The organism is Klebsiella sp. A52 (genome assembly GCF_018388785.1).
GTDB lineage: Bacteria > Pseudomonadota > Gammaproteobacteria > Enterobacterales > Enterobacteriaceae > Klebsiella > Klebsiella aerogenes.
The window spans coordinates 2010541-2023460 of record NZ_CP074437.1 but is presented as its reverse complement, the minus strand read 5'-3'; the positions used below and the strand labels follow the sequence as shown (position 1 = coordinate 2023460).

General features: G+C 56.6%; 12 protein-coding genes. 6 read left to right on the top strand and 6 right to left on the bottom strand.

The annotated features are described in order from the left end of the window. Positions 1 to 20 precede the first annotated feature (20 nt). On the bottom strand, positions 21 to 1061 hold the full coding sequence (locus KGA69_RS09550; RefSeq protein WP_045392243.1) for a LacI family DNA-binding transcriptional regulator: 1041 nt from the start codon (positions 1059 to 1061) through the stop codon (positions 21 to 23). 680 nt (positions 1062 to 1741) lie between these two features. On the opposite strand from KGA69_RS09550, the gene KGA69_RS09545 reads away from it, so the two are divergent. Then, entirely contained in the window at positions 1742 to 2014 is a 273-nt protein-coding gene (locus KGA69_RS09545) for a hypothetical protein (protein WP_072047975.1), read from the top strand. 154 nt (positions 2015 to 2168) lie between these two features. On the opposite strand, the gene KGA69_RS09540 is transcribed toward KGA69_RS09545, so the two are convergent. Next, positions 2169 to 2465, bottom strand: coding sequence for a hypothetical protein (locus KGA69_RS09540; RefSeq protein ID WP_045392246.1), 297 nt, complete (start codon positions 2463 to 2465; stop codon positions 2169 to 2171). 228 nt (positions 2466 to 2693) lie between these two features. Further along, positions 2694 to 2849: a hypothetical protein gene (locus KGA69_RS24110; protein ID WP_223683739.1), complete on the bottom strand. Its 156-nt coding sequence runs from the start codon at positions 2847 to 2849 to the stop codon at positions 2694 to 2696. Between the two features lie 51 nt (positions 2850 to 2900). Between KGA69_RS24110 and KGA69_RS24105 the strand changes: the two genes are divergently transcribed. Next, positions 2901 to 3137: a hypothetical protein gene (locus KGA69_RS24105; protein ID WP_223683740.1), complete on the top strand. Its 237-nt coding sequence runs from the start codon at positions 2901 to 2903 to the stop codon at positions 3135 to 3137. A 293-nt stretch (positions 3138 to 3430) separates the two neighbouring features. Here KGA69_RS24105 and dhaR read toward each other — a convergent pair whose 3' ends face one another. Then, positions 3431 to 5356: a dihydroxyacetone kinase operon transcriptional regulator DhaR gene (gene dhaR, locus KGA69_RS09530; RefSeq protein ID WP_045392252.1), complete on the bottom strand. Its 1926-nt coding sequence runs from the start codon at positions 5354 to 5356 to the stop codon at positions 3431 to 3433. A gap of 116 nt (positions 5357 to 5472) precedes the next feature. Then, positions 5473 to 6570: a glycerol dehydrogenase gene (locus KGA69_RS09525; protein ID WP_007372182.1), complete on the bottom strand. Its 1098-nt coding sequence runs from the start codon at positions 6568 to 6570 to the stop codon at positions 5473 to 5475. A 555-nt stretch (positions 6571 to 7125) separates the two neighbouring features. Here KGA69_RS09525 and dhaK point away from each other — a divergent pair. The 4 genes from dhaK to KGA69_RS09505 all read left to right on the top strand — a co-directional run bounded on the left by dhaK (position 7126) and on the right by KGA69_RS09505 (position 11992). Then, complete coding sequence (gene dhaK, locus KGA69_RS09520) at positions 7126 to 8196, top strand: dihydroxyacetone kinase subunit DhaK (protein WP_020077889.1); 1071 nt, start codon at positions 7126 to 7128, stop codon at positions 8194 to 8196. A 10-nt stretch (positions 8197 to 8206) separates the two neighbouring features. After that, positions 8207 to 8839, top strand: a complete 633-nt coding sequence (gene dhaL, locus KGA69_RS09515; protein WP_007372179.1) for a dihydroxyacetone kinase subunit DhaL — start codon at positions 8207 to 8209, stop codon at positions 8837 to 8839. A 10-nt stretch (positions 8840 to 8849) separates the two neighbouring features. After that, on the top strand, positions 8850 to 10268 hold the full coding sequence (dhaM, locus tag KGA69_RS09510; protein ID WP_045392255.1) for a dihydroxyacetone kinase phosphoryl donor subunit DhaM: 1419 nt from the start codon (positions 8850 to 8852) through the stop codon (positions 10266 to 10268). 74 nt (positions 10269 to 10342) lie between these two features. Beyond that, a complete protein-coding gene (locus tag KGA69_RS09505; protein WP_213293032.1) occupies positions 10343 to 11992 on the top strand; it encodes a glycerone kinase in 1650 nt (549 codons plus the stop codon). A 103-nt stretch (positions 11993 to 12095) separates the two neighbouring features. Here KGA69_RS09505 and KGA69_RS09500 read toward each other — a convergent pair whose 3' ends face one another. Continuing rightward, positions 12096 to 12869, bottom strand: a complete 774-nt coding sequence (locus tag KGA69_RS09500; RefSeq protein WP_047050789.1) for a siderophore-interacting protein — start codon at positions 12867 to 12869, stop codon at positions 12096 to 12098. Positions 12870 to 12920: the final 51 nt, after the last annotated feature.

Genomic DNA, 12920 nt, shown 5'->3' with positions numbered 1-12920 from the left:
CTCTTTACCGGTGGCGCGTATCAGGCGATACGGGCCACCGATTGACGTTCGACGATGGCGCACGCCAGCTCAACCCGTCTTGGAATTTCGACACTACCCGCAATCATATCCTGCAGTAGCTCCAGCGCCAGCGTGCCGATTTCGTGTACCGGAAGGTGAACGGTAGTCAACGGCGGTGTGGCAAACTCCGCCTGCGGCAGGTTATTCATACCGACTACCGAGATATCTTCCGGCACGCGCAGTCCTAAGGCCCGCACGCCGTTGATCGCGCCGATCGCCAGCGAATCATTGGCGCACAGTATCGCCGTACACTCGCGCGGAGTATCACGGAAACGCGCAATCACCGCCTGCTCCGCCAGCTCCGGCAGCCAGTCGGTTACCGTCAGGATCCGCGAATCGTCGCACAACAGCTGGCGAGCGCGCATCGCTTCCCGCCAACCATCCTCACGCTGTTCAATGGTTCGCCTGCCTGGGTGGGTTAAAAAAAGAATGTCGCGGTGGCCGCGCTCGAGCAAATATTCACAGGCCATGCGCGTGGCCGAACGGTTACAGGGCAGCACGCTGGACAAGCGCATTAACGGATCGTCAGTATTCACCAACACCGCCGGTTTTTTCAGGTTCGCCACCGTATTCAGAAAACCGCTGTCGTCCACCGTCAGCGCCAGCACGCCGCCTACGTCCGCTTCTTCCAGCAGCGCCTGTAGAGCGCCATTGTCATTATCGCTGAGCTGATGAGTAATGAGATCAACGCCCAGCACCTTCGCTCGCTCTTTTAGCCCTTGCAGGACGTACCAGCTAAACTGATAGCGGTTGTAATCCAGCATCGCCACTTGTGAAATAGCCAGCACAATTCGCGCGCCGCCCAGCTCCTGAGCCGGCGTATATCGCATGGCCCGCGCCACTTCCTGAATACGCGTGCGCAGTTCGTGGCTGACCCCTTTTTCGCCCGATAGCGCCCGCGACACGGTACTGAGCGAGGTACGACAACGGGTAGCGATATCCTCCAGCCGCACGCGGCGATATCCTGCATCGCGCTCTGTCTGATTATCTGATTTACTCATCTCTCATCCTTTATGACACCGCGCGCCACTCGGCGTAAAAATGAAAACCGCCGCGACTGGCGAATAATATGCAGTATTCAGTGTAGCCATTGACGCTGCCCAAACGGCTTCGCGCACCACGGCACGATAAGCCATTTTTTACCCGGCATCGATTAAGAATCGCGGATTTGTGATCGTCAGTCGCACTATCCGGTCACCGGCATCGCTGTCTCACTAAATTCGGCGAGCCCGAATAAATGGCGAATGCGTAAAGGGAGATTGCTATTTAAATGTATTAATAACTATCTTACCTTACGCCATAAATATAACAGACATAAATGATTATTTTGATGAAAAAATGGAAGGAGTTAATTTTTAAAAACAAAAGCATTCACAAACTCAATGGTTTAATTAAATAAAGCCCTTCAATCAAACATCTACAACATCACCAAAATGAATACTAACCTCAAATTTCTTTTTCCAAATTATCATTAACCCATTGGCATTAACACAACTCTCATTGCACATATAAAATGATATCCAAAATCAAAGAAATGTATCAACCTGTAATCTATATATACATTTCGCATAATTATATAATGGATAACAAAATGGAAATTTTTAAATTAACGACATGCATACTTCCCGCCATTTTATTAATCGGATGCGTATCAAAACCACCGATCGCGACAGAAAACGAAATGCGAGATGCCGCAGCGTTTACATTAAATGTCAATGCTTCTGACGTGACAATTTCAGATGTTCAGCAAAATGGCGTTAAAACCAATTTTGTGGCGACAATAGGTAAGAAAGCACACCGTTGTTATGTCACTAAAGCTGCAGAACCAAAACTTTATGGACTGATATCAATAGGGGGAAGCAGTACGGTTTCTGATGCTATTTGCGCTGGCGGTGTAGCAAGTTCTACTAGTAAAACATGTGATGCATTATCAAAAGCCGCAGGACGCTGTTAATTAATAATACTCGCCTTAGGTGTTCGCTCAGGGACACCTTAGGCGGCATAAAACATCCATTTGCCATGCCCCGATACTGACTCCATACTCTTTATTTTTACGACAACATTATTGTTAAAAAATAGCCAGTAGAACAGCATCCTATCTTCCCCACTCACAGCGCTTCCCACATATAAAACCAGTGGGTGGCGTCCCGACAAACGGCGCGGAACATGGCGGCGGAGACCAGCTGATAGCGGCGGTCCTGAGATTGTGCTGGCGTATATGCGCACACGTAGCGCCCGCTATTGGCGTCGGGCAGCCCCTCTTTAACGGACATCCACGGGAGAATCAGCTGCTCCGGCGGGACGCCCGCCGAGATGGTATCGATCACTTCATGCGCCAGCGCGCGGGCGTCGCGGCTATAGGGGCCAGCAGCAACCTGTTCACAGTGTCTGAGTAAATTTTCCATTAATTATCGTTTCCTTTTTTGCGTCTCTATTTTCCCTTAATTATTGCAAAGATATCATTGGAAATAACTATTATTTAATAGAGTTTAATGGCACTTATTTACTTAAAAATAAATTTTTAATACGAAACTATAATGACTCGTATTTATATCCCATTGATATAAAAAAGCCATCTTCAGCTATCTCCATATCGACATAGCTGAATAATGGCTAATTCAGGCAATAACGCACTATGCGCAATTGGCCGTAAACTCTACCGGCAAGTCGCCATAAAACCAGCCATCGTCCTGTTTGGTGAGATCAACGCGGATAGTCTTCTTCTCGCCAAACAGAAACTGTTTCACCAGCACCTTACGGGTAAAGACGCCGCCGACGTTAATACGCACGCCGTGGTGCTCCACCTTCTTAACCCGGATGGTTCTTGTGGAATAATCTATTTGAATATCAACATGTTCACCGTGACGAGCGATGAAAGCCGCGATCCTGACATGCCCCCCGTTTTTGGAGAAAGAGATAAACGGTTGACTCTTTCTACCGCGCCTCCCCTTTTCTATATTAACGAAATTGTTTACGTCAGAGTGCGCTGCACCATTGAACACAAAGAAGCCTCCCTTCTCAGCAAAATCGTATCCCTTAAAACGAAAAAACAATGGTTTATTTCACTAGCAGGATAAATTTATAACAGAATAATTGACTGCATTTTAATTTGACAACAAAACAAAATCAAACGCATCACGGCGTGTTCTAGCGCAAGAATCTACTGATTTGCGCCAGATTAAGAGAAATGTCCTGGCCGTCATGCCGCGCCGTTTCTGGCTTTGAGGACCCATCGCAGATAGTTCAGTATGCAAGCGTAATGAAAGGTAAAGCCGCTCCTGAGCAAGAAGTCAGGGGATATGGCTCCATCGCTAATGATCGGCAAGCGAGTCGGCGGCCTCGATTGCCGCTTGATTCAAATAACCGCCGGTTAATTTTGCCCCCGGCGCTTAAACTGCCCGGCGTCGATATCGTACTGCTTCATCTTGCGCCACAGCGTGGTACGGCCAATATTCAGCAACTGCGACATCTCCTGTACCCGGCCGTTGGTCACGCGCGCCGCCTGGATAATCGCCTCTTTCTCGATGGCGCTGAAAGACAGGCTAGACGGCAGTAGCGATGAGGCCGTTTCGCTACCAGGCCGGGTAGAGAAGAGATGTTCGGGGAGATTGCTTAAGCGGATATGCCCGTTATCGCTGCTCATCGCGATATTCTCAATAATGCTATTAAGCTCAAAATCATTGCCCGGCCACGGGTAGGCGGTCAGTTGGGCCAGCGCGTCGTCATCGACCTTCAGCCGCGATGAAAAGCGTTTCTCCAGCCGACGCAGACGGCTATGCACCAGCGAAGGAATGCTGCCGCGCCGCGCCCGCAGCGGCGGAATGACTATCTCAAACGAATGCAGCGCATAGTACAGCTGGCGGCTAAAGCGGTTCTGCTCCACCAGGTTGGCGAGGTCAACGGTGGTGGTGGCGATCACTTTCACATCCACCGGAATCAGCCGCCGGGCATCAAGACGCGTCAGCACGCCCTGTTTTATCACCTGCAGCAGCGCCGACTGCAGCTCGGGGGCCAGATACTCTATTTTTTCCAGGAACAGCGTGCCGCCGTTAGCCAGTTCGAGTCGGCTGAGGCGGCCATTTTCATCGTCGGTTGGCGCGCTGCCCATAAAATCCTGTCCCAGTACGCTGTCGGCGTACAGCTGGCAGTTAACTGAAATATACGGGCCCGGCGCCCGCTCGCTTTCGTTATGGATAGCCTGGCTCAGTAATTCTTTACCCACCCCTTCCTCGCCGCACAGCAGCACCGGAAAAGCGCCGCGCGCCGCCTGGCGGCCAAAGTGGATCAGCCTACGGGTTTCCGGGTCATCCGCCGACATCTGTTCGAAGGTATGGCTCACTTTGCCCAATTGGCTGGTCATTAATTGACGCATCTGCTCCACCGGGTGGAGCAGTAAAATGAAGCTATTGCCCTGCTCCTCCACGATAGGCTTCAGGGTGATCACCGCGTCGATAAACTGATGCTGGCTCTCGAAGGTCACTTCCACATGATTAAGGCCGCGGGCCTGTTTAATCGCGCGGCGCAGCAACGCCGGCAGGGTCAGCAGTTCGTTGATATTTCGCCCCTGGCTGGCCTGGGTATCGAGATGCAGCAGCGTGGCCGCCTGCACGTTGAGAAACTGCAGCACTCCCTGCTCGTTCCACGCCATCACCCCGTCGTCCATACTTTCCAGCAGGCCGTACATTTGATTAAGGTGACGGTTAGATTCCGCCAGCAGGCTGTCGGTAAGCAGCGAGTTACCCACTTCGCGGGCGATGGCCAAGGTCAGCGACAGATCCGCCGGGGCCCACTCTTCGCGCAGACAGCATAGCGAAATCGATCCAAACAGGCGGCCATGGTTATCGAACACCGGCGTCGAACTAAACGACCAGCGGCGCAGCGCCTGCTTAAAGTGCTCGTCGCCCGCGGTGTTGACCGGCTGTCCGAGCATCGAAGCCAGCGACAGCGCGCAGGTGCCGATAATGCTCTCCGCGCAGTAGCTGCCGTCGCGAAATCCCAGTTCCGCCAGCTGTTCCAGTGTCTGCGGGTTACCACAGCGGCTCAGAATGCAGGCCGACTCATCAAGGATGAACAGCGCGCAGGGGCGGTTGGCCATAAACTCCCACGCATCTTCCAGCGCCGCCTGACCGATGGTCAGCAGCGCGGTTTTGCGACGGCAGATCGATTCAAAGGTCAGCCCCTGCGCCTGATGCGGCGCCTGCCAGGTTTCCCGCTGCATAAATTTGCTGCAGCGATGCCACGACTGGCTGATAACGGCTGAAACTTCATTTTCCGCGCCCTGAGTCTGAGCTGTCATATCCCTTTTCCGCTGTAGTTAACACAGTTAAAACGACAAAACCCTCCGGCAGCGGCTGCCGGAGGGGAAAGTTCATGCCGCATTATGCTGCGGCGTCTCGGTCAGGCGAAAACGAATTAACGCGCCAGCCACTGCTGCCCAAGCAGGTCCGCGGTAAGGATGGCGGCGTAGACGCTATCCGCGGTGACCGGGAACGGCATATTGTGGATGGTTTCGCCTTCTGCGCAGGTGGCTTTCGCGACCGCGTGGATTTTGCTTTCAATACCCTCTTTCACGCCCATCTGCGCAAGGGTGATCGGCAGGCCGACTTTTTCACAGAAGCCCATCACGGTTTCGATCTCTTCCAGCGGGCTGTTTTGCAGCACCAGCTGCGCCAGGGTGCCGAAAGCGACTTTTTCGCCGTGATACAGATGGTGGCACTCTTCAAGAATGGTGAAACCGTTGTGAATCGCGTGCGCGCCGGCCAGGCCGCTGCTCTCAAAGCCAATACCGCTCAGATAGGTGTTGGCTTCGACAATGCGCTCCAGCGCATCGGTCACCACTCCAGCCTGAGCCGCCAGGCGTGCTTTTTCGCCTTCCGCCAGCAGCGTATCATAGCACAGGCGCGCCAGGCTCAAGGCCGCCGCCGTGGACTGCCCGCCCGCCATGCTGGTGGCTCGCGCATCGAAGCAGGCCTTGGCTTCAAACCAGGTGGAGAGCGCATCGCCCATCCCGGCCACCAGCAAGCGTACCGGCGCTTTGGCGATAATCGCCGTGTCCATCACCACCATATCCGGGTTTTTCGGGTAGATCAGATACTCTTCAAATTCGCCCGCCTCGGTGTAGATAACCGACAGCGCGCTGGTCGGCGCATCGGTTGAGGCAATTGTCGGGATCACCACCACCGGCAGCTTCTGGTAATAGCCGATAGCCTTCGCGGTATCGAGGGTTTTCCCGCCGCCGATACCCACCACGCCGCGGCAGCCGTGCTGCTTAAGAATAGCGATCAGGCGGTTGATTTCCGCATGGCTGCACTCGCCGTTAAACCGTTCCGCATGGCAGCTAATATTGTGGCTATGCAGGCCGTTCAATACTTTGTCGCCCGCCAGCTTCATCACGAAGTCATCGGCGATAACAAAAAAGCTGTCGGCCAGGTTTTTAGCGTATTCGCCAAACAGCATGGCGGCATCAGGTCCCTGGAGATATTTGGCTGGAGATTGAATAACTTTTAGCATTCCTTTCACCCTCAAATAAGTGCATATGTTGACACGTGAGCCCTGGCCGTCATGCCGCGGCGCCTGGTATCAATGGCGCCTACAGCCACGCTGCCGGAGCGATGCATCCACTGTAGGGCGAGCAAAAGCGAAAAAAATTTTTCCCTTTTTTGTTCTGTTCTGAAACAGATAAAAAAATAATGCGTTTCACATTGAAACGACATGACTGAGAAAGCGATGGGATTGCGATCGCGATCGGCTCATTTTGGCAAAAAAGCCGCTATCGTCCCTCCTCTTTAACGCAGAAAATCGCCTCAATGCGGCGCAATAGCGAAAAAAATCATCATCGGCCCCGCTCTGATAGCAGAAAAACACGGCCACATTATTAGCGCTGGCTCGCAATTTTCCTGTTTATCGGCGAATAACGTTCCATAAAGGAACAAAAATCATTTTCTACGTTCCGTTATGGAACTCATTTTGACGGCGTTTTATTTTGCGCCCGCTCAGCCAGAATCACTACATCGCCGGGCTACCCTTATAGACAGGCGACCTCCCCTACCCTACGGAGCATAAACAATGAAAAAACTGATTAACCGTGTGGAAGATGTACTGAGTGAACAGCTTATCGGCCTGGCGAAGGCGCATCCTGAACTGACGCTGCACCAGGACCCGGTCTATGTGACCCGCGCCGATGCGCCGGTCGCCGGCAAAGTGGCGCTGCTCTCCGGCGGCGGCAGCGGACACGAACCGATGCACTGCGGCTACATCGGCCAGGGCATGCTCTCCGGCGCCTGCCCGGGGGAAATTTTCACCTCGCCGACGCCGGACAAAATGTTCGAATGCGCGATGCAGATTGACGGCGGCGAAGGCGTCCTGCTGATTATCAAAAACTATACCGGCGACATCCTGAATTTTGAGACCGCCACCGAGCTGCTGCACGAAAGCGGCGTTAAGGTCACCACCGTCGTGGTGGATGACGACGTGGCGGTAAAAGATAGCCTCTACACCGCCGGACGCCGCGGCGTCGCCAATACCGTGCTGATTGAAAAACTGGTCGGCGCCGCCGCCGAACGCGGCGACTCGCTGGAAGCCTGCGCCGAACTGGGCCGCCGTTTAAATAACCTTGGTCACTCGATTGGCATCGCGCTGGGCGCCTGCACCGTACCGGCCGCCGGACAGCCCTCGTTTACCCTGAAAGATGATGAGATGGAGTTCGGCGTCGGCATCCATGGCGAGCCGGGTATCGACCGCCGCCGCTTCAGCTCGCTCGACCAAACCGTCGATGAGATGTTCGATACCCTGCTGGAAAACGGCGCATACAGCCGCACGCTGCGCCAGTGGGATAACGTCAAGGGGGCGTGGCAGGAAGTGAAACAGAGCAAAACCGCGCTGCAAAACGGCGATCGGGTTATCGCGCTGGTCAATAACCTCGGCGCCACGCCGCTTTCCGAACTGTATGGCGTTTACAACCGCCTCGCCCAGCGCTGCGAAGCGTCCGGCATTGTGATTGAACGCAACCTCATCGGCAGCTACTGCACCTCGCTGGATATGGCGGGTTTCTCCATCACCCTGCTGAAAGCGGATGATGACACGCTGGCGTTATGGGACGCCCCGGTCCATACCCCGGCGCTGAACTGGGGAAAATAAGGAGCACGACATGTCACTGAACAGAACGCAAATCGTCGACTGGCTGTACCGCTGCGGCGACATTTTCACCAAACAGAGCGATTTTCTCACCGGCCTTGATAAAGAGATCGGCGACGCCGACCACGGCCTCAATATGCATCGCGGCTTCAGCAAAGTCGTCGAAAAGCTGCCGTCGATCGCCGATAAAGACATCGGTTTTATTCTCAAGAATACCGGGATGACGCTGCTTTCCAACGTCGGCGGCGCCAGCGGCCCGCTGTTCGGCACCTTTTTTATCCGCGCCGCCCAGGTCACCCAGGCGCATCAGAGCCTGACCCTCGACGAACTTTATCAGATGATCCGCGAAGGCGCGGACGGCGTCGTCAACCGCGGTAAAGCGGAGCCGGGCGATAAGACGATGTGCGACGTCTGGCTGCCGGTAGTGGAATCCCTGCGTCATTCCAGCGAGCAGCATCTGTCTATCCCTGCCGCGCTGGATGCCGCCTGCGAAGTGGCCGAGCGCGCCGCCCACGCCACCATCACCATGCAGGCGCGTAAAGGCCGCGCCAGCTATCTCGGCGAGCGCAGTATCGGGCATCAGGATCCCGGCGCGACCTCGGTGCTGTTTATGGTTCAGATGCTGGCTGCCGCCGCCAAAGAGTAAGGAAATCGCGATGGTAAACCTGGTTATTGTTTCTCATAGCGCCCGGCTGGGCGAAGGTGTCGGAGAACTGGCCCGGCAGATGTTAATGAACGATGGCTGTAAGCTGGCGATCGCCGCCGGGATCGACGATCCCGACAGCCCGATCGGCACCGATCCGATTAAAGTCATGGAGGCGATCGAATCCGTCGCCGACACCGACCATGTACTGGTGATGATGGATATCGGCAGCGCCCTGCTCAGCGCCGAAACCGCCCTCGATCTGCTCGATCCGGCGATTGCGGCAAAGGTGCGGCTGTGCGCCGCGCCGCTGGTCGAAGGGACGCTGGCGGCCACCGTCAGCGCCGCCTCCGGCGCCGGGATCGACAAGGTTATCGCCGATGCCATGAACGCCCTGGAAGCCAAGCGGGTTCAGCTGGGTTTACCCTCGCACACGCCTGACGCCGCCGCCCCAACGCTTGCTGACGACGGCGACGCTAAATCGGTTTCAGTCATTATTAACAATCACAACGGCCTGCACGTGCGTCCGGCATCGAAGCTGGTCGCCGCGCTGGCGGGTTTTAACGCCGACCTGGTGCTGGAGAAAAACGGCAAATGCGTCACCCCGGACAGTCTGAATCAAATCGCTCTGCTGCAGGTGCGCCGCCACGATAAGCTGCGCCTGCTGGCTCGCGGTCCGGACGCCGATGCGGCGCTGGCGGCGTTTCAGGCGCTAGCCGCCGATAACTTCGGCGAGTCGCCGGAGGTGCAGCCGACTGCGGAACCCGCCATACCTGTGCGTGTTGAAGGCGCGGCGCTGCTTTATCCGCTGGCGCCGATCCAACCGGCGCTCCCCGCCGCCGCCGACGTTGCTCGCGAGCAGCAACGCCTGCGCCAGGCGATCGACCAGACGCTGGCCGATCTCAATGCGCTCACCGAGCTGGCGGAAAACAAATTTAACGCCGATATCGCGGCGATCTTCGCCGGTCATCACACTTTACTCGACGATGAAGATCTGTTTGATGCCGCCAACGATCGTCTGCTCACCGAACAGTGCTCAGCGGAATGGGCGTGGCATCAGGTGCTGATGGAGCTCAGCCAACAGTATCGCCAGCTGGATGACGCCTACCTGCAGGCGCGCTATATCGATATCGAAGATATTCTGCAGCGCACGCTACGCCATCTGCAGGGTATTAAGGAGACGCTGCCATTCGCCAGTGAGCCGACGATTATTATCGCCGACAATATTTATCCCTCGACCGTACTCCAACTGGATGCCAGCAAGGTCACCGGCCTGTGCCTGCGCGACGGCAGCGAACAGGCCCACGGCGCGATTATCGCCCGCGCGGCGGGGATCGCCTGGTTATGCCAGCAGGGCAACGCGCTGAATGATATTCAGCCTGGCGAAGCCATCACGCTCGATATGCGTCAGCAACGTCTTATTCGTCGCTAAATCCACTTTGACCGTTACCACTCCGGAGGCCCGCCTCCGGAGGGTGAGTTTTCGCTTACTCTTCAGGAACCACTATGTCTCAATTCTTTTTTAACCAGCGCGCCAGCCTCGTTAACGACGTGATCGAGGGAACCATTATTGCCAGCCCGTGGAACAACCTCGCCAGGCTGGAGAGCGACCCGGCGATCCGCGTAGTGGTGCGCCGCGATCTGAATAAAAACAACGTGGCGGTGATTTCCGGCGGCGGCTCCGGCCATGAACCAGCGCACGTCGGCTTTATTGGTAAAGGCATGCTGACCGCCGCGGTCTCCGGCGATCTGTTCGCCTCGCCGAGCGTCGATGCGGTACTCACCGCGATTCAGGCGGTGACCGGCGAGGCGGGCTGTCTGCTGATCGTTAAAAACTACACCGGCGATCGGCTTAACTTCGGCCTCGCGGCGGAGAAAGCGCGCCGTCTTGGCTACAACGTGGAGATGCTGATCGTCGGCGACGATATTTCGCTGCCGGATAACAAACAGCCGCGCGGTATCGCCGGGACCATTCTGGTGCATAAAGTGGCGGGCTATTTCGCCGAGCGCGGCTTCAACCTCGCCACCGTCCTGCGCGAAGCGCAATACGCCGCCAACCATACCGCCAGCATCGGGGTGGCGCTGGCCAGCTGTCACCTGCCGCAGGAAGCGGAAAGCGCGCCGCGCCATCAGCCTGGCCACGCCGAGCTGGGGATGGGCATCCACGGCGAGCCGGGAGCTTCGACGATCGCGACCCATAACAGCGCGGAAATCATGCAGATTATGGTAGAGAAGCTAACCGCCGCCCTACCTGAAACCGGCCGCCTGGCGGTGATGCTCAATAATCTCGGCGGCGTGTCGGTGGCCGAGATGGCGATTCTGACCCGCGAGCTGGCCAACACCCCACTCCATGCGCGCGTTGACTGGTTGATTGGCCCCGCTTCGCTGGTAACGGCGCTGGATATGAAAGGCTTCTCGCTGACCACTATCGTGCTGGAAGAGAGCATTGAAAAGGCGCTGCTGTCGGATGTCGAAACCGCCAGTTGGCAGAAGCCGGTGCAGCCGCGGGCTGTTAATATCATGCCGTCCGCGCTTGCCAGCGCACGCGTCGCCTTTACGCCATCGGCCAACCCGCAGGTGGGCGATTACGTGGCGCAGGTGACCTGCACCCTCTCCGGCCTCGAAGCCCATCTCAACGCGCTGGACGCCAAAGTGGGCGACGGCGATACCGGCTCCACTTTCGCCGCCGGCGCGCGCGAGATTGCCGCTCTGCTGCAACGCCAGCAACTGCCGCTCAATGATTTACCCACGCTGTTCGCACTGATTGGCGAACGCCTGACGGTGGTAATGGGCGGCTCCAGCGGCGTCTTGATGTCGATTTTCTTCACCGCCGCCGGACAGAAGCTGGAGCAAGGCGCCAGCATGGCGGAAGCGCTAAATGCCGGTCTGGGGCAGATGAAATTTTACGGCGGCGCCGATGAGGGAGACCGGACGATGATTGATGCCCTGCAGCCGGCGCTGGCGGCGCTGCTGGCCGAACCGGATAATCTGCAGGCCGCTTTCGTCGCGGCGCAGGCCGGCGCGGATCGCACCTGCCAGTCGAGCAAAGCCGGTGCCGGACGCGCCTCCTATCTCAACAGCGAGAGCCTGCTCGGCAATATGGACCCCGGCGCTCACGCGGTAGCGATGGTGTTTAAGGCGCTGGCGGAACGCTAAACCTCCCCCGGTGGCGCTGCGCTTACCGGGGCGACATAACACCATTGAAAGGTAGCCCGGAGAAGGCGCAACGCGCCGCCATCCGGGTTTACCGCTCTATCTATTATTTGCTATGCCAGTACGCCTGCGAACGCACCAGCTGCTGATCGATACTCGGATCCTCAAAGCGCGCCAGCAGCGATTTCACCACGCCGCCTTCTCCGGTCAGCCAGATGAAATAATCTTCTGACGGCACCTTAACCTGTGCCAGACGCTCGGCGACGAACGCCGGGTGGTGGCCTACCACCCATTCGATATTAAAGCCGTCGAGATCCGCCAGATAATCTTTATACGAAGCATCCGCAATAGAGACGATGGCCGTCACCTGCGGCGTCACCGGCAGCTGGCGCAATCCCAGCAGGCGGCGGCGCAGCGCCGGCATTCCCGACTCGTCACAGACATAAAGCTGCCAGGCGTAATCTTCCGGCACCACCAGCGAACCGCGCGGCCCGCCGATCACCAGCTTATCGCCGACGTTGGCTTCCAGCGCCCAGCGGCTGGCAATACCGCCATCGTGGATATAAAAATCGTAAGCCAGCTCGTGGCGTTCGGCATCGTACAGCGGCGTGTAGTCACGGGTCGCCGGGCGCACGCCCTCGCCCCAGTTAATGCCTTCGTCGGTCACTTCCGGCGGCGTAAATACGCTGCCCGCCTGCGGGAAAAACAGTTTAGTGTGGTCGTCAAAACCCTGGGAAACAAAGCCATCCAGCGCCTCGCCGCCCAGCACAATCCGCTGGAACGCCTGGCCGATACGCTCAACGCGCAGCACGGTTAATTCGCGAAAACGTAGTTCGTTACGCACGCGCTGCGGATATTTTGCTTGTTTAATTGTGGTCATCCGTCGTCGCCTTGGTGAAGGGTAAATAGATATATCTAAACTCAGTGCAAA